Genomic DNA, 23,400 nt, shown 5'->3' with positions numbered 1-23,400 from the left:
ACATATTTCGCAAGAAAAACGCATTATTTCTTGCTGTAGTTATTATTCCGACGATATTGTCGATACTATATTTCGGAATATTTGCGTCGGACGTCTATATATCTGAATCACGCTTCGTGGTAAAAGCGCCCAAGCAGGCAGCCAGCGATGGCGTCGGTTTGTTGCTTCAATCGGCGGGCTTCAATAACGCCAATGAAGAAGTCTATGCGACGAACGATTATATAATTTCTCGCTCGGCCTTGCAGCAGTTGAACAGGGATGGCGCGGTCACCGCTGCCTATACGGCGCCGGGCATATCCATCTTCGACCGTTTCAATCCGCTGGGATGGGACGGGTCATTCGAGAAGCTGTTCAAATATTATACTAATCGTGTCGAGGTCACTTCCGACTCCCGATCGGCAATCAGCACCCTGGTGGTCCGCGCCTACAGCAGCGACGACGCGTTGAGGCTCAACAGCCGCCTGCTACAACTGGCCGAGGACATGGTGAACCGCCTTAATACGCGAGGCCGGGAAGATCTTATCAAATATGCGCAGGCAGAAGTCGACGCCGCCAAGCAGCAGGCGCGCACGGCTTCACTTGCCCTTGCCGCCTATCGCAACAAGCAAGGCGTGGTCGATCCGCAGCAGCAGGCGGCGATCCAGCTGCAGATGGTGTCGAAGTTGCAGGACGAACTGATCACCGTGAAAAGCCAGTTGATCCAGCTGCGCGCATTCACTCCCGAGAACCCGCAGATTCCGGTTCTGGAAAAGCGCGCGCGCATCTTGAGCGAAGAGATTTACGAACAGACCGGGCGCGTGGCCGGGGACAACAGATCCTTGGCCGCCGCCGCGGTGGAATATCAGCGCCTGCAACTGGAAAACAGTTTTGCCGAACGGCAATTGGCGGGCGCCATGGCATCCTTGCAGGAGGCGCGGAATGAAGCGCGCCGCAAGCAGGTCTATGTCGAGCGCATCGTCAATCCCAACCGGCCGGACAGCGCTCTTGAACCACAGCGGTTGCGCGGCATTATTGCCACGTTCGTCGTCGGCCTCATCGCCTGGGGCATCCTCTCGCTCCTCCTAGCGGGCGTCAGGGAACATCAGAGCTGATGGCCGCCCCCGCTCCACCGGGCCTGGGCCACAGTTTTTACGAGCAGTTGATGGTCCAGCGCCGCGTTATCGGCGCACTGCTGATGCGGGAAATGCTCACCCGCTATGGTCGCCGGAACATCGGTTTCCTCTGGCTCTTCGCCGAGCCCATGATGGTTACGGTCGTCATCGCCGCCCTGTGGACCGCGCGCGGGCTGCATCAAATGTCGGACATTCCGATCGTCGCCTTCGTGATCATCGGCTATTCCGGCATCCAGCTCTGGCGCAACATGTCGAGGCGATGCATCGATGCGATCGAACCCAACAGGGCGCTGCTGCGGCACCGTCCAGTCAAGATGCTGGACATCTATCTGGCGCGTATGCTGCTTGAAGTGGCAGGCACCACGACCTCCTTCGCCCTGCTGTGCGTGCTCTTCCTGATATTCTCAAACCAGATTTCTCCGCCGGAAGATATATTGAAGGTGGTCTTCGCCTGGAGCCTGTTTGCGTGGTTCGCCATGGGCATGTCCCTCACATTAGGCGCGCTGTCGGAACTGACCACGCTTGTCACCAAATTTTGGCCGCCCCTGATCTACATTCTGTATCCCCTTTCAGGCGCGATGTTCCTGGTCGATGCCCTTCCGCACGGCTTTAAGGAGATTGTCCTCTACATCCCCCTGGTTCACGCCAATGAAATGCTGCGTGACGGCTTTTTCGGATCGCATTTCGTCGCCCATTACGACCTGTCCTATCTGGTCAGCTGGTGCCTGGGATTGTCCATCACCGGCCTGGGCCTGAGCTATCTGACGGTCGAACACAGGCTGAGCTGATGATCGTCCTCGACCAGGTAACGAAAAGATATCCGTCGCTCCGTGGCCCCATTCAGGTCCTCAAGGGGGTCGATATGACGGTCGAAATGGGGGAAAAGGTCGGCATCCTCGGGCGCAACGGCGCGGGCAAATCAACGCTCATTCGCCTGATCGGCGGGGGTGAAAAGCCGACCACCGGATCCATAACCCGCACCATGAGCATTTCATGGCCCATCGCCTTTTCGGGCGGCTTCCAATCGGGACTTACCGGCCGCGACAATCTGCGCTTCATCTGCCGCATCTATGGGCAGGACCCGGCCGAGAAACTGTCGTTCGTGAAGGAATTTTCCGAATTGGGCGACTTTCTCGACCAGCCTATCAGGATTTACTCATCGGGCATGAAGGCGCGGCTTGCCTTCGCGATTTCCATGGCGATTGATTTCGATTGCTTACTGATCGACGAGGTCATGGCTGTGGGCGATGCGAAGTTCAACGCCAAGAGCCGCGAGGAACTGTTCGTCAAACGTGCGCACAAGGCGATGATCATCGTCTCGCACAATATGAAGTATATTCAACAGAATTGCAGCCGCGCCTATCTGATGAACGATGGCCGGCTTGAACGCTTCGACGATGTGGACGAAGCCATTGCCACGCATAAGGCAATGATGGCCTGAACCGAACGGAGAATAGAATTTGTCCAGAGTGTGCATCGTTGGCGCGGGCTTCACCGGCGCCGTCATCGGCCGTGAATTGGCGGAGGCTGGCATCGCTTCGCTGATCGTCGATGAACGATCCCATATCGCGGGCAATTGCCACACCGAACGCGACGCTGAATCGGGTGTCATGGTCCACCGCTATGGCCCGCATATCTTCCATACGGACAGCGAGCGGGTATGGGACTATGTGCGCCGCTTCGGTGAGTTCAAGCCTTATGTGAACCGCGTCAAGACGACGGTGGGGGGCAAGGTTTATTCCCTGCCGATCAACCTGCACACCATCAACCAGTTTTTCGGCATGGCCATGTCGCCCGCCGAAGCCCGCGCCTTCATTGCGGCAAAGGCGCGCATGGACATAGAAGATCCCCAGACCTTCGAGGAACAGGGGATGAAATTTGTCGGTGAAGAACTGTATGAGGCGTTTCTCGCAGGCTATACGCGCAAGCAATGGGAAATAGAACCGTCGGCGCTTCCCGCTTCCATACTCAAGCGCCTGCCCTTGCGCTTCAACTATGACGACAACTATTTCAACCACCGGTTCCAGGGCATGCCACAGGATGGCTACACCCGGATTGTGGAGGGAATTCTCGACCATCCGCTGATCGAGTTGCATACCAACTGCCGCTTTGAGGATCTGACCGAGGATTTCGAACATATCTTCTATTCCGGCCCGATCGACCGCTATTTCAACTTCGACCTTGGTCGCCTGGCCTATCGCACGCTGGATTTCGAGATGATCCGCGCGGACGGCGACTATCAGGGCACGGCCGTCATGAACTATCCCGACAGCGATATCCCCTATACCCGGATCGCCGAACACAAGCATTTCGCGCCGTGGGAAGCCGACCAGATGGAAAAGACCGTCGCTTTCCGGGAATATAGCCGCACCTGCGGGCCGGATGACATTCCCTATTATCCCGTCAATTTGGTGGGTGGCGTCGACCTGCTGAAGGCCTATCAGGAACGCGCAGCCCAGCTGAAGAATGTCACCTTCGCCGGGCGCCTCGGCACCTTTCAGTATCTCGACATGGATGTGACCATCGACCGGGCGCTGGACGCCGCGGCCGCTTATCTTCAACAGCGCGCTGTAGCCTGAAAGCACCTTAATGAGTTGAGGCAAGATGACCGGATCGCCAAATTCGACTGGCCGCTTTGCCTTTCCTCTTTTTTCCCTTCTGGACGGGCTGGAGCAGCTTTCCTACGAGACGACATCCGACGCCACCTTGGATAGCGGCGCGGTCCAAGCCGGGAGCGCGACAGCCTTGCGGCTCGATCGGCTGTTCGACATCTTTCCCGAAAGCTATTGGGGCCGTTACACCAGCCTCACCGAAATTGCCTTAACGGCCACGCTGACGGGCAAGGCGCGGATCGAAATCCGGCGGAGAAATGCACTGACCGGTGAGGAGCAGGCACTCGCCGAGGTCGATTGCGAAGGCAAGGCGCAGCCCATCGCAATTCCGATCGTCTTGCAACAGCCGGGCAGCGATGAAGATGCAAGCTATCTGATAGCCGTTCTTCACCTGTCGGCAGGCGCAGGACTTCGCAACCTGCACTGGAGCGCCGCCACGCCGGGTGTTCGCGATGTCCGGATCGCTGGCGTCATCTGCACATTCAACCAGGAAGAGATGCTCGCCGATAATCTCGCACAGATCTCGGCCGCGCCCGCTTTTCTGCATCGGCTGTTCGTGATCAACCAAGGGCCTCCGGGCCTTGAGAAGCGGATAATCTCGAGGGGCGGGTCACAAACGCTGTTCACCTTTATCGATCAGGCCAATTTCGGCGGAGCCGGCGGCTTCACCCGCGGCATCATCGAAAGCCTGGACGATCCGCAGGTCACGCACATCCTGCTGATGGACGATGACATAAAGGCACAGCCATTGCTGCTGGCCCGAATCGCCACCATCCTTGCCTACGCCGGGGAGCGGCATTGCATCGGCGGCGCGATGTTGGACATCCACGCGCCAACCAAGCTGTTCACCTGCGGGGACCAGATCAATCCCGGCCGGCCAGCAATCATCAATATCGCGCCACCGGAGGGGTGCGAGGATGTCACCACCGACGCCGGGCGCGACTTCGTGGCGCTTAATCACAAGCCGGATTTCAACGGATGGTGGTGTTTCGCCTTCCCGGTCGCGGCAGTCAGACAATGCGGCCTGCCCCTGCCGCTATTCATCCGGGGCGACGATGTCGAGTTCGGCTTTCGCCTGTCCCGTGCTGGCTTCCCGACGATCGTATGGCCCGGCGTTGCGGTTTGGCACCTTCCCTTCCAACCCAAAGTTCAGCCGTGGCAGGCCTTTTATGACCGCCGCAACATGCTGTTCCTGAATGAAGCGCATGGCCTGTTTTCCCGGCGTCGGCTAGCGCGTTCGGCCTGGGGCAGCTTCGCCAACGCGATCAGGGGGGGCGATTTTGCTCGGGCGCGCGCCATCGTGGAGGGCGTGGAGGCTTTCAACAAGGGCCCATCCCATCTGGCAAGCTGGTCCGGTGAGGATCATTCGGCACTAGTCGGACGCATGGCTCGAGATCACAGCTGGCGAAGCATCATTATCCTTTCTGCATGCGCGCTTTCAGCTATCGTTACGCTGCGCTGGCGCCGCCGGTCCAATCCCGACGCGATCAATCGGCTTTCCAGCGCGGGTTTCTGGCGTGATTACCTGTCGATATCTTCGCCCGCGAACGCGCCTTCGCACGACAAGGGCTTTGCAAGTCATCCAGATGACGGCATTGCTCCTTCCCAACAGATTCAAGCGACGAGTGTAAAATCATGCGATCCTATCTAGCCAATGCCCTGGTCTCCGTCGCCTCGCTCGCGTTGCTCTCCGGCTGCGCGGGTTTCGATACCTCGGTCGGCCCCGGCAAGGGCCGCATCGCAAAGATCGAAGGCGACGGCACCATTCAGGGGGTCCGCGTCATCGATGTCACGGATCAGGTAGCCCGGCAGATCCATGCGCAGGAGGTTCGAAACAGCTTTGCCGACGACATGCCTCAGGCACAGCCGACAGGGCAGCGGATCGGCAAGGGCGACATATTGTCGGTACTTATCTGGGAAGCGCCGCCCGCAGCGTTGTTCGGGACAAGCCTCGGCAGCACGACCTCGCTTGGCGTGGCGAACACCACTGCCCTTCCCGAAATGCAGGTTGGGCCGACAGGCGATATCACCGTGCCCTATGCTGGCCGCATCCATGTCGAGGACCGCACCCTGCCGGAAATCGAGCGCGAGATCGTCAGGCGGCTATCGGGCAAGGCGCATATGCCGCAGGTTACCGTACGCCTTGCACAAAACACATCGACTCAGGTGACGGTCGTGGGCGAAGTCGCCACCAACTCGCTCATGCCGTTAACACCAAGGGGAGAAAGGCTCCTGGACGCCATCGCCCGCGCAGGCGGCACCAAGCAGCCCGTCGACAAGATGGTGATCCAGTTGACGCGCGGGAACCAGGTGGAAAGCATGCCCCTGTCCGACATCATCGCCAATCCGCGGGAGAATGTCGTGCTGCAGGCGGGCGACGTCGTGACAGCGGTGTTCCAGCCCTTCAGCTTCACCGCGCTGGGCGCAGCCGGCCGCAATCAGGAAGTCAATTTCGAGGCGCGCGGCATCACCCTGTCACAGGCATTGGGACGCGTAGCAGGACTTGAGGACCGCCGCGCCGATCCGAAGGGCGTGTTCCTGTTCCGCTGGGCCGACCCTCGCTCCGTCCCCGGCGGCGCGATGAACGCGGCGCAAGACGAACAGGGGCGCATTCCTGTCATCTACCGCATCAACATGAAGGATCCGGCCACCTATTTCGCGATGCAGCGTTTTGCGATGAAGGACCGGGACGTGCTGTACGTGTCCAACTCACCTGTGGCGGAGTTCCAGCGCTTCTTTGGCATCATCGCATCAACCGTGCTGCCCGTGATGGCGGTTAGTCGGGCGTTTTGATGCTGCTTCTGAACGACCGATGCTGCTAGGAAATGACGCGAGGACATCTATTGAAATGAGGATTTGCGCTCTCATGATCGGGCGCGGGGGAAGCTCCCTCGCCAACAAGAACATTCTCCCGGTTCACGGCCACCCACTTCTGCATTGGGGCGCTGCAGCTGCTAGGCGGAGCCGCCATATCAACGACTATTACATTTCCAGCGACGACGACGCCATCCTCAAGACAGCTGCGAAAATGGGCTACAATGAAATCCGCCGACCTGACGATCTGGCCTCTGCCACCGCTCAAAGCTGCGATGCTGTGCGTCATGCGCTGGACATCATTGAAGCTGATGGCATTCCAGTCGATGTTCTTGTCATCCAGCACGCAAATGTCGGCACAATCAGCGAAACCATGATCGATGATTGCATCGATATCCTCCTGGCAAATCCCGACCTGACGGCAGTCGTTCCAAGCCATGAAAATCAGGAATATCATCCCATGCGCTCCAAACGCGTCATGGATGATGGGACCCTGCAGCCGTTCGTGCCCGGCCCTGCGTCGGCCAACCGCCAGGAATTGCCGCAGGCGGTTTTCTTCGACCATAGCTTTTGGGTCGTTCGCGGCAGAACGGCCGTATGCCATCCTGAGGGCCAAGGCCCATGGCCCTGCATGGGAAATCGCATCAGACCCTATCTGACGCAAGGATGCCTTGATGTTCACCATCTTGAAGATCTGAAGAAAACCGAGCAGTGGATTACAGATAATTCGATCCCCTCCCCGTCAGTTTGATGAGCCATTCCAGCAAGGAAGATTTGGTGTTTCCCAGCTACAGTGATCCTCGTGAATTGCGCGTTCGCCGTTTTGGTCTTGATGGCCGAATCTCAAAAAAGATTATGAAGAATGAACGATGCTTTATCCTCGGTCTCGGCCCTAGCCTGGCAAAGGTGGATCCTGAGTTTCTGAAGGACGAGTTCGTAATCGGCACCAATAATATTTTGCGGACGAATTTCGTCCCGGATGTGATTTGCGTGGTAGACAACCGACGTTTTGATTACGAAAACTGGCTTAGAACACAAATAAAGGTTATAACTGTAAAACAGATTGCTGAACGCCGTGCTGACAAGATATCATCGCTCAATATATATCACGACATTGATTATGTTGACTATGGCAATGGCCTCACTCGGGATGTTTGGAAGATCGACGAATTCGATGACAGGCTGCGGACAGTCAACTTTGCAGGATCTGTCATAACGGATCTAGCCATTCCATTCGCAAGCTATTTAGGCTTTAAAGAGATTTACGTTCTAGGCTTGGATGGGGCACTCGCCAGCTTTCCCAGCACGCATATTTTTGGGAACGAAAAGAATTATGCGGCCGCGCACCCTTCCCACATGTATCATCTGCATGAGCGAACGGCAGCGCTGGCGCTCAAGCGCGGCGTAAAAACCTTCAACGCCTCTCCGGGCGGCGTCGTATTTGCCCTGGAAAAGATCGCCCTAGAGGCCGTGAAGCCTTCCGCAGTCCGGCGCGATTTCGGACGCAGTGTTAACGGCCATTACGTTGTCCTCGGGACCGGCCTTATCCGCCTGGTCGAAAAGGATGGCGCATATCGCCTCATGAATGAGGCGGGCGACAAATATATCAGGCACAAAAACAACGTGGTCCGCCTTGAACCAGATGACGGCTCCCCGCAATTTGAGAAGGATTCCACTTGGCACATTGAACCCTCTTTTGCGAAAGAAGAGTGGGCATGCTTTCGCTCTGTCAACGCTAAAGGCAAGTATATCACCGCGTTGGATGAGTTCAGCGGATATAAGCTTCGCCCCGCCGAGGGCGTATTTAGCGCTTATTTCTCGTCTTTCCGCGTTTACCCGGAAAAAAGCCGTTTGACACAACGAGTTTCCAATAATCTTATGCTCAAAGAGCTTTCAAGTATGAAGGCAGCTATCGGAGCAGCGATGCTAGCCGATGATATTATTTAAAATATATTCTCAACGCAAAGGCGTTTCACCATGAAGATGGTTTATATCATAATTCGTTATAGTATTATATCCAAGGTTAATAAGGCATGGATAGTTAGCAGGTCTGATTTTGTAGATTATGAAAATCACTTGTTTAGCAAAGAGCGCATGAAAGAAAGAGAGAATTTATTCTCCACGCACACTCTCCCATCATTAAAAAACATGATCGATAACAAGCCTGACGATATTGACGTGAAGGTTATGATATTTACATCTTCATCAATGCCCAGCATCCATAAGGAATTCCTTTATAATTTATGCCATCAAGATCATTTTCGTATAATTGATGTAGATATCGAAGAAGATTATATCAAAGCAATGGAAAATTATTTATTAGAGGAGATTTTGTCTGCTTCAGAACGACCCAGTGTATATGCTACAGTGAGATTAGATGATGATGACGCACTATCTCAAGACTTTCTTCATCAAATGTCTCCGTATATCAACAGAAATTTTGACGGATTCTGCCTCTCATTTTCCAGAGGCTACCGTGGATTTTACTCCAATGGGCGACTGAAGGGTTACCAGCTTCAATTTAATCCTATGATAGGACTTGGACTTGCGCTCGTTTCATCGAGCAATAGCGACGGCCATACAAATTCCGTTCGTACTATTTATAGTGTTGGCGACCATAAAAAGGTCGATAGAAAATCTCCTGTTATTCTGGATTCACGTTACCCTGCGTATATTGTAAATATACATGAGCATAGTGACATGTCACAGAAAGACAAAGATAGAATAAATAAAGGAAAGGATTATACTGAATTTGATGAGGTGAAGAAGTATTTTCCTCACATATCTCTTAAAGGGGAATAGTACCTGTGGACAGATTTAATATGCGTTCGATAGTTTGGCTCGGCGCACATAAAACGGGCACAACATTTCTTCAGAGAATTTTGGAATTGTCATCTTCCATATTGTCGGAGCACGGATTAAGCTATCTCCCCCTCGACGCTTTCCGCGAAAAATATACTAGGCCACTATTATACCGCGGACATACTATTCGTCCCGTATATCCAGAGTATAACTTAAACTTTGTTTTTGATGAGAATATTCCGGGTCTCGTTCAACATGCACTGAGTCCAAGTGGGATTTATCCAGAAGTATCTAATAGATTAGCCACTATATGCGAATTTTTCGAATTCCAATGTCCAGATATATACTTTGGAATAAGAAATTACGCTGGATATGTGCCCTCTCTTTATTGCGAGGCGCTGAAATCCACAAAATTCAAAAGCTTCAGAAATTTTTATATCTCCGACCGGCATCAGTTGAATTGGGTTAATGTCGTGGATAGAATCAGGAGAGTGGTTCCCGGCAGTAAAATTTACATCTACAAGCATGAAGACGTTAGAGGCAACGAAGCCAAACTTCTATCCACCGTAACTGGTATCAAGCGGCAGAATTTTGCTGTCCCAGATAATTTGGAACGAGAAGGTTTCTCACATCAAGCTGTTCAAGCGTTGCTTGCAATAAGCTCAGAGCGAGAAGTAGCACGGAGAGATGTGTCTCAGTCTGTGAAAAAATTCCCGAAAGGTGAGCGATGGTCTTCTTTTGACCCTTGGAGCGAAGATGAACGAAGAGATCTTGCAGAACTATACGACAATCACGTCGACTTATTAAAGAAAACTGGCGATATTGAATGGATAGATTTATAAATTTATATCATCGCGCCTGACCTATATATTATAGGATATTTATTCCATTATTTCATGTATCATTATATCGTGTAAATGATATAGGTGATGAGATCTATATGAAATTTCACTTGTTGAAGATAGATCGTATTGATTGGTATTCGTCAGCGCTTTTCCGTGCCTGTATTGTCTCTCGGATGGTTTTAATATGCGCATTTTGAACTTTCGTATTCTTTTCCAATGCGTTCAGTCTGTCACTCAACTCCTCCTGTAGCCGGACGGACCGCGAAGTATGAAGCGCCTCGATAACGTCCCATTCCTTACCACTTCGAATTCTGTTTGCATAACGCCACGCGTTTGAACCGCGCAGTGATTGCAAAGCATTATGCATCCAGATGGAAGGATTGATCTTCTCCAATGCTTCAGACGCCGCTGTTACGTACATGTTCAGCGCTTCGGGATGCAGGCGGGAAAGTTGCCATGACATATTACCGATGAGCCACCGGACAGCCTGCAATTGATATTCCGTCTGGGACGTTGGAATGGCATTCCATATCGTTTCGAAATGACGAAAAAAGGCCGTCAGCTCAATGCCGGTCGATGCCATGGTCTGGCCGGGCCGGTTGATGCGGTGATGGCAGACAATGTGATTGGAAAAGCCAATGCTTTGCGCCGCCAGGCATACATCCCAGTGGAACGGATTATCTTCAAAGAAGAAATCGCCTTCAGGAAAGCGAATTTTTTTGTCAACGAGCATCGAGCGTCGATAGAATTTGCGCCATGGCACCGCTATCATTGCGAGCGCCGCGATCCGTCTAGGTTCCCCTGGTGACGAACTTTCGAGTGTGGGCCATCTGTGGCTGTCGGCGGGCCGCTTCAATGACTGATTTTTTTCGTCGAACTCATCATAGTTGGTCAGGAAGATATCGGATCGATCACGATCGTAGTCGCGCCTCGCGCGGTCGAACGCGTCGGGGATCAGATAGTCATCTCCGTCGATGAAAAACACCGTGTCGCGTTCGGCATGATCCAGGCCGATGTTACCCGCGATGCCAACCCCGCCATATGTGTTGGTGCCCAGCCAAACCGGCGTCCACTGCACAGCTTCAGGAAAGCCGCCTTCCCGAAAGAATTCCTGAACCCGATCGGCAGTCTCGTCAGTGGAGCCGTCATCCACCAATATGACCTGATCGCCGGGCCTTGCACAGGCCGCCAGGCTATCCAGGCATTGGCGCACATAGGGAGCAACATTATAGGTCGTGATGATGAAGGAGATGCCCATCACATTCTACCCTGAATGATAATATTGTTGATACTCCCCGCCAGCGCTGGATTGCGATAGGCGAGAATTGTCATGAGATCGGTATCCAGATTAGTGAGGAAAAAGCGCCGAGCACGATTGACTAAATCGTCATGATGTTCGGCATCCATATTGTCACTGACCTGCCCCCCGCTGGCTCCCTCGATTTGATGTAGAGTCTGCCCCAACGAAGGAGCAGACGAATGAGGAAGAGCCGTTTCACCGAGGAGCAGATCATCGGCATGATCAAGGAGCAGGAGGCCGGGCTCCCCACGGCGGAGGTTTGCCGCAAGCATGGGCTGAGCCCGGCGACATTCTACAAGCTGAAGGCCAAGTACGGCGGCCTGGAGGTGTCCGATGCACGGCGGCTGCGCCAGCTGGAGGACGAGAACGCGAAGCTCAAGCGGTTGCTCGCCGAGAGCGTGCTGGACAACGCGATCCTGAAGGACCTGTTGGGAAAAGTCTGACGACGCCAGGCCAGCGACGGGACGCAGCGCTCGGCGTGATGCGGGACTACGAGGTCTCGCAGCGCCGGGCTTGCGGGCTGGTTGGCGTCGATCCCAAGACGGTCCGGCGAGAACGTCCGCCCGACCACGCCGAGATCCGCGAGGAGATGCGCGAGATCGCCGCTGCGCGTCGCCGGTTCGGTTACCGGCGCGTCGGCGTGATGCTCGAACGCAAGGGGCACATCATGAACCACAAGAAGCTCTACCGGCTGTACCGGGAGGAGGGTCTGTCGGTCCGCCGCCGGCGCGGGCGCAAGCGGGCTCGCGGCAGTCGAACGCCGATGCCGGTCCCGCTGCGGCCGAACGCCCGCTGGTCGATGGACTTCGTGGCCGATACGTTCGGCGCCTCCCGCCGGCTGCGCATCTTGGCGATCAACGATGACTTCTGTCGCGAAAACCTCTGCCTCGTAGGTGACACCAGCATCTCCGGCGTGCGGGTGGCGCGCGAGCTGGACACGCTGGTGCGGCTATATGGCAAACCGACTTGCATCGTCAGCGACAACGGGACCGAGTTCACCAGCCGGGCGATCCTGAAATGGGCGAGCGAGAACCGGGTCGAGTGGCACTACATCGATCCCGGCAAGCCGCAGCAGAATGCGTTCATTGAATCGTTCAATGGGTCGCTGCGCGACGAGCTCTTGAATGAGGAACTGTTCGACAGCCTTGCCGACGCCCGCCGCAAGCTGGCTGTCTGGCGCTATGACTATAACAACGTCAGACCGCACTCATCCCTGGGGAACCGAACACCGGCACAAGCGCGCCGGGCGTTCCTGCAAAATGGAAGCGTCCCACCCGGCGCGCTTGTGCCGGTGGGACAGCACGAATATCAAACCGGTGGACTCTCGTTATGACCGCGGGACCAGCGGGGGGCAGGTCATCACGGATCCAAGTCATCAGATTACGGGCAAACGACATGAAAGGCTCCAGAAAGCTGATCCGCCGGTACGGATCTATCTGGCTCATGCGAGCCTGAACGGCGTCAAACGCTTCAAAGACTCTGAGGCGATCCTCGTCTCTTCTGTTCGTCAGCCGCGTGCCGTCCTCCATGACGAAATGCGTAGCGCCGATTGTGCTGGTGCACAGGATCGTGCTCGCTGCCAGGAAGCTGGTCCAGTGCAATTCCAGATCATTATGCACCGGCAATTCGGTGCAGCGTATATCGTTCGCTCTCAAGAAATCGGTTCGATAAATCTTGTTCCAGGGATAGGCAGCAAGGCTGCAGAGTTTTGCGGCCTGGTCCTGCGTAAGAACAGCGGGTATTTCTTGCGCTCCCACTGCTTTCCACAAGCCCTCTTCCTTCGGATAGCTGCCTTCGCCGCCGGTTGCCAACACGCGGGTGTCGTGATGGCGAAAGATGCAGAAGTCGAAATCGTCTGCGCTTTCGCGACCCCGCAGCGCCTCAACGATTGCCAGAAACCCGTCTTCGAACAAATCGTCGGAGTCGAAGAATATCAGATGGCTTTGTCGAGACCCGTTGCAGCCCTAGATTGCGCGCATGCCCTGCTCCCCGCTGATGCTCGCAGCGCAAATAGGTTATGCGGGCAAGGAACGCCGAAGAAAGCTCCCCGGATTCCAATGAAATGGGCTCATCAGAGGCGTCGTCACAGATGACGATCTCTGAAAACGTGCTAAAATCCTGCACCTGCATTAAAAGACGCTTTAATCCGTCGGGGTCATTCCACACCGGTATGACTAGAGTCAGTTCCATGGCAATTCCCCGAACATCAGACAACGAAGAATTTTAGTTCCTGAACAGTCATCTCGGTGTCTGTACGAGGGAGAACAAGATCAGTTCACGCCATAATGCGCGCTTGCTAAGATTATCGCTTTTTTCGACCTGAATCAGATCAATATGCGTACTGGATTCTCCGTAGGAAACAAGATGCTTGGGCAGGAAGCTGTCTTCAAAACCGCCCTCAAACCCGGAACGGAGACACAGCCGACTAGTGATTGCATGCTCCGCCTGGGACTTGCATATCACGCCGATAATGCTTTTCCCTTTCAGGTCGAAAGATCCAGCCGGAAGGTGCAGACCAAACCAGCGGACCGGCTCAATGATACGATAGGATAATTTCAACGCACACCCATCACCGGTCTCAAATTGCCCCTTCACTTTTCCTTCGGGATCGATGACAAAAAAAAGCGTCAGGCGAAATGCGGGCGCCGTCATGAATTGCCCCCTTTGAATTTTCCTTTTGCATCAAGGCAATGGTGTGATTCACCTGAGCATCCGCACCCAAGGAAAGATTGTCAGGCATACAGTTCCGGCCTCCAGATCGTTGTGCGGCATGCACTATAGAAACAAAAAGTTTTGGGCAATAATTCTACGCGGCTACTCTCAATAAGGTGAGTGGGTTGTGGTATGCCAATCCGGCCGTGTATTTCCTCAAACTGCATTCGATCAGACGCCCCTGATAGAGAGCTTTCGCCCCGGGGCGTCGGGCTGCATGAATTGCCGGCACGGAGCCTCAGACCGACGCATTAGGCCGCCGCATGGTCGCCTAACCCATTTTCCAACACCATCCTGCCGTTGACCCCATCATCAGCAGCAATTAGGCACCGTCGATCGACGGTCTAGGCACGAAAGCACAAGGGTTCCCATGGATATCAGAGCGTTGCTCGACGAGTGCCGGTTAATGATTATGGCGATGATGCCGCAGATCATGGAGCGACGCTACCGGATCCAATATAAGCCCGATCGAAGCCCGGTGACGGAAGCGGACCAGTATATAGAGGCCAAGCTTCACGCTTTTTTGCAAGACCGCCTGCCAGGCCTCACCTTCGTCGGCGAGGAAAGCTATGATTTTCAGGCCGCCGAACATCCTGGCTATTTCGTGCTTCTGGACCCCATCGACGGCACGGAAAACTTCTGTTCAGGCCTTAAAGAATGGGGCGTTTCACTAGGCGTCTGGAAGGACGGAATCCACCAGGGCAGCCTGTTGATGATACCGGAACTTGGCGAACATCTCATGACAGGCGACCCCTGCACCAACCTGCATTCGCGCATCACCGGATTTTCTTCCTCCTTTAATGAGGAGATCGCCGATGGTATCCGGGATGCAATCGAATATCGGGTGACGGGTTGCGCGGTCTATAATCTCTTCAACGTTATCCGGGGAAGCTTCGCACGCTTCATCAATCCCAAGGGCGCCTATGCCTGGGATCTTTTGCCAGGCGTGATGCTGGCGCTGGAACATGGCTGTTCAGTTAGGGTGAATGATGCAGACTATCACGGGCAATTTCTTGAGCCTCATCGAAAATATCGCGTCGACATACGCCACCGATACGATCCACATCCTGGGTAAGGGGCCGTCGGTCGATCTGATCGATCCGCATGTTTACGCCAATTCGCTGGTCATCGGCATTAATGACGCCGAGCGGATCGCCCCGGCCGACATCACCATCTTTCATGGCGACTGGGTAGAAGATGGACTGAAGCAATCTGGCTTCCGCTCGCGCCTGTACTTGACCGCTCAGCCGGATTTTCGCGCGGGCGACAAGACGGTCGTGCATGCTCCGCTGATCCAGCTGACGCAGGAATCCTCTGAGTTGCTCATGCAGCGGATGATGACCGACAGCCTCGAAATCGAGGAAATACTCTTCGTCACAGCGCTCAAACTATCCCGTCTGATCGCTCAGGTTCGCGGACGGCCGCAAACCGTCTATATGCTCGGCTTCGATTTCAATGCCGACATGGGCCAGAGCAAGGCACTTTCCCCCGACTATGTTCATGACCGCTCCGATGAGCGCTCACTGAAGATCTCAACGCAGGAATATTACTTCATCAATGCCCTCTATACCCTGCGCGACAGCGATCTGGATGTTCGGCATGTAGGCAATCGTTCTTTCAGTGCGTTGACCGCCGAACAGCTCAATGGCCATCCGTCGCAAAGTGCCGCTTCCGGGGACGCCAGCGTCGATATTGTGGCAGAGTTGACCACCAACCATTTTGGTGATCGCTTCCGCCTGGAAAAGATGATCCGCGCAAGCAAGGCGGCGGGGGCGACCTACATCAAGCTCCAAAAGCGGGATGTGGAGAGCTTCTACACGCCTGAACAGCTTTCTGCGCCCTATGCCTCTCCATTCGGAAAGACATTTCGGGATTATCGTCATCAACTGGAGTTGAGCACGGATGACTTTTCATTTGTAGATGCGCTTTGCCGCGATCTTGGAATTGGATGGTTTGCATCCGTGCTCGATGAACCGTCATTTCACGTGATGATGGATATCGGTGTTCCGATGGTGAAGCTTCCATCTACTATTTCCGATCATCGCGACTATTTGAATTTCGTTGCTAGGAATTACAGGGGATCAGTTGTGCTTTCCACTGGCATGACGGATGAAAGCTATGAAAATTTTGTCACGGATACTTTCAAAAATTGCGAACGCATTTATCTTCTCCAGTGCAATTCAGCCTATCCGACGCCGCTTGAACATTGCCATATTGGTGTTGTCCGGCACTATCATAACCTGTCCAAGCAAAACCCGCTAATCGTTCCTGGCTATTCTAGCCATGACCATGGCTGGAAGGCATCTGCCTTGGCAGTGGCGGCGGGCGCGCGGATGCTGGAAAAACATGTCAAGCTTGGCAATACCGAATGGGCGCATTTCGATGCCGTCGCAGTTGATCTTACCACCAATGCATTTCGCGAATATGTCGGCCACATTCGAGAAACAGAAATGATCATGGGGTCGGATAAAAAGGTCGTTAACGACAGCGAGCATCACAAGTACATTAAATAATATCTATTCTAACCTTTGGCTGTACTCCTCCTGAGCCCGTCGCGGAGATAAATGTGATTCAAAATTTAGGCGAGCAGAATGAATTCCGTGCGCTTCACGAGAGTCGCCATGTTGTTCAAAAACTGATGATCCCAGACGCTGTCATAAACAATGAGCAGGATTTGTTCTTCCATCGTCGGGGGATGGCCGGCTTCGATCAGAATTCCGGAAATTTCTATGCTCTGCCGCGCGCAGAAATCCGCTTCGATAGCTATTTCAACGCATTTCCATCCTATGCTTTCGACCTGCAGCCATCCAACCGACTGGAGGTTCATGTAGCGACGCGGGGCAAGTGCATCTTCGAACTGATCCTCGTACGCCCCAACCAAAGCCGGCAGCATCTTTTCCACACCATCCTGGATGCCGACGGCACGACAAAAATCATCGAAGTTCCGCAGGTCCCGCTCGAAGGACTGATCTACGCCCGTTTCGTCGCGATCGATGATCTGACAATCAGGTCAATTGACTATGTGATTGCCGGCGCTGTGCGCAACAAGATCAGGATGACAGGGGTCATCACAACCTTCAAGCGAAACGACGCCGTTCAGAAAACTGCGAAACGATTGGAGGATTATTTCGCAGCCAACCTGGACCTCCGCGATGATTTCAATCTGCTAGTCATTGATAATGGCGGAGACACCGATAGCATCGGTTTTTCCAATGGCCGGGTTATCAAAAACAGCAACTATGGCGGCGCTGGCGGGTTTACGCGGGGACTTTTGGAAACGGTGAAGGACCGAACGTCCACGCACGTTCTGTTCATGGATGACGATGCCGTTTTCTTTCCCGAAACGCTGCGGCGCACGATGGCGATCCTGCGCTATGCTGCAGATCCCGCGTTGGCGATAAGCGGATCAATGATCACCGAATCTCATAAATGGCGTATGTGGGAAGCCAGCGCCACGTTCAATAGACGCTGCATGCCCATTCATAACGGACGGGATCTACGCCAATTTCCTGAAGTCGTAGCCACATCACAGATTGGATCGATGGAGAACCGCTATGGCGGGTGGTGGTATTTTTGCTTTCCTATAGCTGCAACAAAAACTTGGCCTTTTCCTTTCTTTGTTCGTGGAGATGACATCTGTTTCTCTCTGGCGAATGATTTCAGAATCTTAAATGTGCCGGGGATCGCTAGCCACCAAGAAGACTTCTTCGCCAAGCAGTCGCCGATGACGGTTTATCTGGACATGCGCTATCATCTGGTGGCGCATTTGATGTTCGAGCGGCTTGAATTGAGCAAAGCCGATTTACACGACATGATGCGTGGATATTTTGATCGGTTCAACGATGCCTATCATTATGAGTCGGCCGAAGCTCTGTTGATGGCGATGGAAGATGTCCTGAAAGGCGAGCGGTTCTGGGAAGATAATCTGGATATGGCGCAGCGCAGGGCCGACCTGGCAGCGCTTACCGTCGAAGAAAAGCTCATCACCCCCTGGAATTTGCCGTAAACGATACAGCTGCCCATTCGCCCAAGCGCAATAGAGGCAAGTGGCGCGCCCTTTGGCGCAAACTGAGCTTCAACGGGCATATTCTTCCAGAGAAGTTCTTTTATTCCAAAGGCGTTCTCTTTCCGCTCGACGTGCGCGCTAACCCCCGGGACAGCTTCCGACGCCGCTGGTCAGTGACTTTCGACGCGGGTTCTCGGACAGGCTATATTTGCCGGATCAACAAGGCGCGTTATTTTGCCAATCGACGGCGGTTCAAGATCGTGATGAAGCAGTTGCTCGACAACTATGCGGCACAAAAAGAAGCCTACCGCAGGAGTGGCCAGTCCATGACCACCCAGGATGCATGGGAGAGGCGATTCAAAATAGTCAATGCTCGCGGTATCGACGAACGAGATCTATCTGCCGCATGACAAGCGTAGGCCGGCCGCAACAGATGCGGCCGCAACTCAATCGAACGCCCTCTATGTCAAAGTAGCTACCTTGCGTGTCGGTCGAATTCCTCAACTGAAAATCGCCGCCGGGTCAGTCCGACGGAGGACCTCAGTTGAGGTCGTCGGCCAAGGTGCAAGGGAACAGGGCTCCCTTGCACGTTGCTATCCCATCAAAGTATCATGCGGAGCGTGGCTCTTCCTTCTGAACGATAACAATCAGCGGAGCAGGTCAAACTGCCGATGCTCAGGCCAGCTGCGCGCTTGACCTGCCGTAGCCCGGATGCGATCCTGAAGGTGTGGGAGCGATGGCAGCGACAAAGTTGGGCAGATTCCGGGCAGGCGCTCCTGGCTGCCACTTTATTGCTTTGAATTCACAGCCGGAATCTCCTCGCGCCCGTCGCCTTGACATCGTAGGGGTCGCAAGTTCAATCCTTGCCACACACCATAGAAAATCCTGTTAAATCAACGTTTTGACTGGATTTTTTGGTTTATCGTCCATTCAGTACCTGATTGGTGCGAATGAAACTGCAGATGCTCCCAGATGATGAACATCTCGATCACAGTTCAGCGCGATGCTTTGCGGGTCTCTCATTTTTCGCATTTTCAGCGCCAGCGGGCTGCCGGTCGCTTCGAAAATGCTTTTGGCCCAGCCGTCAGCGATGAGATGGCCCGAGGGCATCCGCCAACAAATCGACTGCGACCGCCAAGCGCTCGTCAAGCAGGGCGAGCAGTTGCGTCCAACCCAGCATATCGTTGAGCTCTCCCGGCCCGTCGGAAACGCCCCGCAACCCTGCCAGAGGCACCGCGAAGCGCTGACACGCGCGCGCTATGGCAAAGGTTTCCATGTCGACCATATCGGCGTCGATCGACGCGTAATCGTCGCCGCCGACGATGTTAGCGCCTGTCGATAGCCGCACGCTGGGCAATTTCAGGGGTGCATGGAGGGGCAGATCGACGGGATGATCGATAAAGGGCGTGACACCCTTTGCGAAGCCCAGGCGCGAGGCGTCCATGTCCCGCCAGGAGACGCTGGCCACCTGATAGACTTCACCCAATTCACATGCGCGCGATCCGGCCGAGCCTAGGGACACGACCAGATCCGGCAGCATCTTCGCATCATGGAGACGGTGGAGCGCGAGGCCAGTCGTGATGGCGGCCTCCACGGGGCCGACGCCGGTCATCAGCGGGGTGAAACGAGATCTTAGATGCGGCCCATATTCGTCCTCGATCGCCATGACGAACAGAACGCGCTTGCCTGCAATCGTCTCGCAACGAACGTCCAGAGGCGTGGGCGGCACGACGACAGCGTCACTCGCCGGAAAAGGCGAGGATGGCGGAGGTAGCTATGCCCTTTGCCTCAAGCGCTGTCCGGCCGCCGAGATCGGGGAGGTCAATGGCAAACAGGGCCATGAGAACTGTGGCGGCCTGCTCGCGCACAAGCTGCGCGGCGGCAAGGGCCGTGCCCCCCGTTGCTATGAGATCATCGACCAGAATGGCTCGAGCGCCCCGAGCGAGCTGGCCTTCATGCACTTCGAGACGATCGGTCCCATATTCCAGAACATAATCGACGCCCACGGTCTTGCCGGGCAGCTTGCCAGCCTTGCGCACGGGCACGAAGCCCAGGCCGAGCGCATTGGCGAGCGCCGCGCCCAGAATGAAGCCTCGCGCTTCAATGCCCACGATCAGGTCTGCATCCAGCGGGCGGGCGATCCGGGCCAAGCGCGCGATCAGATCGGCAAAGCCCGCCGGATCGGCGAGCAGCGTGGTGATGTCGCGGAACTGGATTCCCGGCTTTGGAAAGTCCGGGATGGTGCGAACCAACGCGGCAAGATCGACGGTGCTCATCGAAACCCTCTTACAAGAAAAAGGGGCGCGGCTCCCTGATGAAACCGCGCCCCTTCCATTTTCCTTGTCCAGCCTCAGTCCGCGATCAGGCGGCCTTTTTCTTGTCAGCCCAGATATTCTGGTAGGACATGTAGGCCAGCCCCGTCGCGATCAGGAGGAAGATGATCGTCGCCAGACCCGCGCGGCGGCGGTTTTCAAGCTTCGGCTCAGCGGTCCAGGTCAGGAACGCGGCCACATCCTGCGACATCTGGTCGACAGTTGCCTTGGTGCCATCGCCATAGGTGACCTGACCCTCTGCCGTCAGGGGCGGCGCCATGGCGAGGTTCAGGTTGGCGAAATAGGGGTTGTAGTGCAGCCCCTCAGGCGTCTTGGCATCCGGGAAATGCTTGAGCAATTCAGCCGGCTGCGCCTGATAGCCCGTGAGCAGCGCGTAGACATAGGCCGACCCGTCGTGGCGCGCCTTGGTCATGAGCGAGAGATCCGGCGGGATCGCATTGTTGTTCGCCGCCGCCGCCGCGACATTGTTCGCGAAGGGTTTGGGGAAATAATCCGCGGGGACCGGGTCGCGCGTCGACATCTCACCCGTCTTGGGGTCGACGTCGGGCGTCTTGATCGCCCACTGCTTGGCGATCGCCTTGATCTCCGCTTCATTGTAACCAATGCCGGCAAGATCGCGGAAAGCGACAAACTTCAGGCTGTGGCAAGCCGAACAGACTTCCTTGAACACCTGGAAGCCACGCTGCAGCTGCGCCTGATCGAACTTGCCCAGAGGACCGTTGAAGGAAAAATCGACCTTCTTGGGATGCTCGTGAAACTCATGCTCGACCGTCTTGGCTGGCGGTTCGGAGACATAAGCCGCCGCGCCCATCAGAAAGGAGATCAGCAGCCAGCCAGCAAAGAAGAGGCCGACGAGAAATGCGCCGATGCGAACCATGTTACTCTTATCCCCCTCTTAGCCGGCGTTCGACGGCTGCGGATCGCTGCCCATGCCGGGAAGCGCGTCCTGTTCGCCCTTGATGTGGTCACGGCCCAGTACCGCTTCGGTGATCGAGCCCGGCAACGGCAGCGGCCGTTCAAAGCGTGAGATCAGCGGCAGAATGATCAGGAAGTGTGCGAAATAATAGGCAGAAGCGATCTGTGAGATCATCACATAGGGCTCTTCCGCCGGCGCACCGCCACAATAGCCCAGGATCGCGACGTCGATGATCAGGATCCAGAAGAACTTCTTGAAGGTCGGGCGATAGTTGCCCGAGCGCACGGGCGATGTGTCCAGCCAGGGCAAGAAGAAGAGCAGCAGGATCGATGCGAACATCGCCAGCACGCCCAGCAGCTTCGCCGGAATGAAGAAGAAGTCGACGGTGAAGGCGCGCAGGATCGCATAGAAGGGCCAGAAATACCATTCGGGCACGATATGCGCCGGCGTCGAAAGTGGGTTCGCCTCGATATAATTGTCCGGGTGGCCGAGGAAATTCGGCGCGAAGAACAGCAGGATCGAGAAGGCGATCAGGAACACACCCGCGCCGAAACCATCCTTTGCGGTGTAGTAGGGATGGAAGGGCACAGTGTCCTGAGGCCCCTTCACTTCTACGCCGGTCGGGTTCGACGACCCCGGAATGTGCAGCGCCCAGATATGCAGCATCACGACTGCGGCGATGACGAAGGGCAGCAGGAAGTGCAGCGAGAAGAACCGGTTGAGCGACGCATTGCCAGGAGCAAAGCCGCCGAGCAGCCAGGTCTGGATCGGTTCGCCCACGACCGGGATCGCGCCGAACAGTCCGGTGATCACCTTCGCGCCCCAATAGGACATCTGGCCCCAGGGAAGCACATAACCCATGAACGCGGTGGCCATCATCAGCAGGAAGATGACGAGGCCGAGCAGCCAGACCATTTCGCGAGGCGCCTTGTAGGAGCCGTAGAAAAGGCCGCGGAAGATGTGGAGATAGACGACGATGAAGAAGAAGCTCGCGCCGTTGGCATGTGCATAGCGCATCAGCCAGCCTGCGTTGACGTCACGCATCGTCTGTTCAACGGTGCCGAAAGCGACCAGTGTGTTGGCGCCATAATGCATCGCCATGATCACGCCGGTAACGATCTGGATCACCAGAGCGAGGCCAGCGAGAACACCGAAGTTCCAGAAATAGTTGAGATTGCGCGGCACGGGATAACCGGCGCCGATCGCGTTGTAGACGAGGCGCGGAAGCGGCAGCCTCTCGTCGATCCACTGCATCGCGGGATGCTTGGGAGAATAATGCTCAGCCCAGGGAAAGCTCATGGTTTCTTACCTCAGCCTACGAGAATGGCAGTGTCGGAAGTGAAGCTGAACTTCGGCACTTCCAGGTTCTTGGGCGCGGGGCCTTTGCGGATGCGGGCGGCCGTATCGTAGTGCGAACCGTGGCATGGGCAGAAATAACCGCCAAACTCGCCCTTGTTCTCACCTTCGCCGGCACCGAGCGGCACGCAACCCAGATGGGTGCAAACGCCCATGGTGACGAGCCAGTTCTTCTTGCCATCCACCGTGCGCTCTTCCAGCGTCTGGGGATCACGCAGGCCCGAAGCATCGACCTTGTCCGCCTCGGCAATTTCCTTTTCGGTCAGGTGACGCACGAAAAGCGGCTGCGAGCGGAAGGTCGTCTTGATCGCCTGACCCGGCTGGATCGACGAGATGTCGACCTCTGTCGATGCAAGCGCCAGCACGTCCGCGCTGGGGTTCATCTGATCGACGAGCGGAATGACGACGGCGACGGCCCCGACCCCCGCGAAGCTTACTGCGGCGATATTGATGAAGTCGCGACGACGCACTCCATCTCCGCCGGATAGACCTTGGCTGTCCGTATGTTCAACGCTCGCCATGCACCTCAACCCTTGCAAAGACGTCCCTGTTACCCGCCGCATTGCCGTCTCCGGCCCTGATTATCGAGAGA

General features: G+C 55.4%; 24 protein-coding genes. 15 read left to right on the top strand and 9 right to left on the bottom strand.

The window, feature by feature from the left end:
* Window positions 1–116: 116 nt before the first annotated feature.
* From B6S01_RS11575 to B6S01_RS21045, 10 genes are all read left to right on the top strand, one after another.
* A complete protein-coding gene (locus tag B6S01_RS11575; protein ID WP_231567917.1) occupies window positions 117–1,091 on the top strand; it encodes a hypothetical protein in 975 nt (324 codons plus the stop codon).
* Window positions 1,091–1,900, top strand: coding sequence for an ABC transporter permease (locus tag B6S01_RS11570; RefSeq protein WP_037462644.1), 810 nt, complete (start codon window positions 1,091–1,093; stop codon window positions 1,898–1,900). Before B6S01_RS11575 ends, B6S01_RS11570 begins: the two co-directional genes overlap by 1 nt.
* Window positions 1,900–2,553: an ABC transporter ATP-binding protein gene (locus B6S01_RS11565; RefSeq protein WP_037462646.1), complete on the top strand. Its 654-nt coding sequence runs from the start codon at window positions 1,900–1,902 to the stop codon at window positions 2,551–2,553. Before B6S01_RS11570 ends, B6S01_RS11565 begins: the two co-directional genes overlap by 1 nt.
* A 28-nt stretch (window positions 2,554–2,581) precedes the next feature.
* Window positions 2,582–3,691, top strand: coding sequence for a UDP-galactopyranose mutase (glf, locus tag B6S01_RS11560; RefSeq protein ID WP_051908002.1), 1,110 nt, complete (start codon window positions 2,582–2,584; stop codon window positions 3,689–3,691).
* A gap of 25 nt (window positions 3,692–3,716) precedes the next feature.
* On the top strand, window positions 3,717–5,375 hold the full coding sequence (locus tag B6S01_RS11555) for a glycosyltransferase (protein WP_037462650.1): 1,659 nt from the start codon (window positions 3,717–3,719) through the stop codon (window positions 5,373–5,375).
* Window positions 5,360–6,517, top strand: a complete 1,158-nt coding sequence (locus B6S01_RS11550) for a polysaccharide biosynthesis/export family protein (protein WP_037462651.1) — start codon at window positions 5,360–5,362, stop codon at window positions 6,515–6,517. The genes B6S01_RS11555 and B6S01_RS11550 overlap by 16 nt, the downstream gene beginning before the upstream one ends.
* Before the next feature lie 73 nt (window positions 6,518–6,590).
* Complete coding sequence (locus tag B6S01_RS11545; RefSeq protein WP_051908004.1) at window positions 6,591–7,289, top strand: acylneuraminate cytidylyltransferase family protein; 699 nt, start codon at window positions 6,591–6,593, stop codon at window positions 7,287–7,289.
* Window positions 7,289–8,485 carry an AbfB domain-containing protein gene (locus B6S01_RS11540; RefSeq protein WP_037462654.1) on the top strand — a complete coding sequence of 399 codons (1,197 nt, stop codon included), beginning with the start codon at window positions 7,289–7,291 and terminating at the stop codon, window positions 8,483–8,485. Before B6S01_RS11545 ends, B6S01_RS11540 begins: the two co-directional genes overlap by 1 nt.
* Before the next feature lie 30 nt (window positions 8,486–8,515).
* Window positions 8,516–9,340 carry a glycosyltransferase gene (locus B6S01_RS11535; RefSeq protein WP_081570382.1) on the top strand — a complete coding sequence of 275 codons (825 nt, stop codon included), beginning with the start codon at window positions 8,516–8,518 and terminating at the stop codon, window positions 9,338–9,340.
* Window positions 9,341–9,345: 5 nt separating this feature from the next.
* The gene (locus B6S01_RS21045) at window positions 9,346–10,182 is read left to right on the top strand and encodes a hypothetical protein (RefSeq protein ID WP_156103314.1); all 837 of its coding nucleotides are present in this window, start codon (window positions 9,346–9,348) and stop codon (window positions 10,180–10,182) included.
* Between the two features lie 106 nt (window positions 10,183–10,288).
* Here the strand turns inward: B6S01_RS21045 and B6S01_RS11530 are convergent, their stop codons facing one another.
* Both B6S01_RS11530 and B6S01_RS21040 read right to left on the bottom strand, forming a co-directional pair.
* Entirely contained in the window at window positions 10,289–11,443 is a 1,155-nt protein-coding gene (locus B6S01_RS11530) for a glycosyltransferase family 2 protein (protein WP_037462655.1), read from the bottom strand.
* On the bottom strand, window positions 11,443–11,592 hold the full coding sequence (locus B6S01_RS21040) for a hypothetical protein (RefSeq protein WP_157704817.1): 150 nt from the start codon (window positions 11,590–11,592) through the stop codon (window positions 11,443–11,445). Before B6S01_RS21040 ends, B6S01_RS11530 begins: the two co-directional genes overlap by 1 nt.
* Before the next feature lie 72 nt (window positions 11,593–11,664).
* Here B6S01_RS21040 and B6S01_RS11525 point away from each other — a divergent pair.
* A protein-coding gene (locus B6S01_RS11525) for an IS3 family transposase (protein ID WP_094182604.1) occupies window positions 11,665–12,818 on the top strand; the annotation gives its coding sequence in 2 pieces (ribosomal slippage) (window positions 11,665–11,923 and window positions 11,923–12,818; 1,155 coding nt in all).
* Between the two features lie 548 nt (window positions 12,819–13,366).
* On the opposite strand, the gene B6S01_RS22120 is transcribed toward B6S01_RS11525, so the two are convergent.
* On the bottom strand, window positions 13,367–13,615 hold the full coding sequence (locus B6S01_RS22120; RefSeq protein WP_409372956.1) for a glycosyltransferase family 2 protein: 249 nt from the start codon (window positions 13,613–13,615) through the stop codon (window positions 13,367–13,369).
* A gap of 108 nt (window positions 13,616–13,723) precedes the next feature.
* Window positions 13,724–14,137, bottom strand: coding sequence for a hypothetical protein (locus B6S01_RS11515; RefSeq protein ID WP_081570380.1), 414 nt, complete (start codon window positions 14,135–14,137; stop codon window positions 13,724–13,726).
* Window positions 14,138–14,582: 445 nt separating this feature from the next.
* Between B6S01_RS11515 and B6S01_RS11510 the strand changes: the two genes are divergently transcribed.
* The 4 genes from B6S01_RS11510 to B6S01_RS11495 all read left to right on the top strand — a co-directional run bounded on the left by B6S01_RS11510 (window position 14,583) and on the right by B6S01_RS11495 (window position 18,613).
* Window positions 14,583–15,272: an inositol monophosphatase family protein gene (locus tag B6S01_RS11510; protein WP_157704816.1), complete on the top strand. Its 690-nt coding sequence runs from the start codon at window positions 14,583–14,585 to the stop codon at window positions 15,270–15,272.
* A complete protein-coding gene (locus B6S01_RS11505) occupies window positions 15,184–16,710 on the top strand; it encodes an N-acetylneuraminate synthase family protein (protein WP_081570378.1) in 1,527 nt (508 codons plus the stop codon). The genes B6S01_RS11510 and B6S01_RS11505 overlap by 89 nt, the downstream gene beginning before the upstream one ends.
* A 53-nt stretch (window positions 16,711–16,763) precedes the next feature.
* Window positions 16,764–18,203: a glycosyltransferase gene (locus tag B6S01_RS11500; RefSeq protein WP_081570377.1), complete on the top strand. Its 1,440-nt coding sequence runs from the start codon at window positions 16,764–16,766 to the stop codon at window positions 18,201–18,203.
* Between the two features lie 173 nt (window positions 18,204–18,376).
* Window positions 18,377–18,613, top strand: a complete 237-nt coding sequence (locus B6S01_RS11495) for a hypothetical protein (RefSeq protein WP_081570376.1) — start codon at window positions 18,377–18,379, stop codon at window positions 18,611–18,613.
* 674 nt (window positions 18,614–19,287) lie between these two features.
* Here the strand turns inward: B6S01_RS11495 and B6S01_RS11490 are convergent.
* From B6S01_RS11490 to petA, 5 genes are all read right to left on the bottom strand, one after another.
* Window positions 19,288–19,869 (bottom strand): 5'-methylthioadenosine/S-adenosylhomocysteine nucleosidase, encoded by a 582-nt coding sequence (locus B6S01_RS11490; RefSeq protein ID WP_051908423.1) that lies wholly within the window; start codon window positions 19,867–19,869, stop codon window positions 19,288–19,290.
* A 73-nt stretch (window positions 19,870–19,942) separates the two neighbouring features.
* Window positions 19,943–20,479 (bottom strand): adenine phosphoribosyltransferase, encoded by a 537-nt coding sequence (locus B6S01_RS11485; RefSeq protein WP_037467552.1) that lies wholly within the window; start codon window positions 20,477–20,479, stop codon window positions 19,943–19,945.
* Between the two features lie 85 nt (window positions 20,480–20,564).
* A complete protein-coding gene (locus tag B6S01_RS11480; RefSeq protein WP_037467554.1) occupies window positions 20,565–21,413 on the bottom strand; it encodes a cytochrome c1 in 849 nt (282 codons plus the stop codon).
* An 18-nt stretch (window positions 21,414–21,431) separates the two neighbouring features.
* Entirely contained in the window at window positions 21,432–22,751 is a 1,320-nt protein-coding gene (locus B6S01_RS11475) for a cytochrome b (protein WP_037467556.1), read from the bottom strand.
* 11 nt (window positions 22,752–22,762) lie between these two features.
* Window positions 22,763–23,329, bottom strand: coding sequence for a ubiquinol-cytochrome c reductase iron-sulfur subunit (gene petA, locus B6S01_RS11470; RefSeq protein WP_037467561.1), 567 nt, complete (start codon window positions 23,327–23,329; stop codon window positions 22,763–22,765).
* Window positions 23,330–23,400: the final 71 nt, after the last annotated feature.

Source organism: Sphingobium herbicidovorans (assembly GCF_002080435.1).
GTDB lineage: Bacteria > Pseudomonadota > Alphaproteobacteria > Sphingomonadales > Sphingomonadaceae > Sphingobium > Sphingobium herbicidovorans.
Note: the sequence above shows the minus strand (reverse complement) of the source record. Positions and strands in the feature narration are given on the sequence as shown.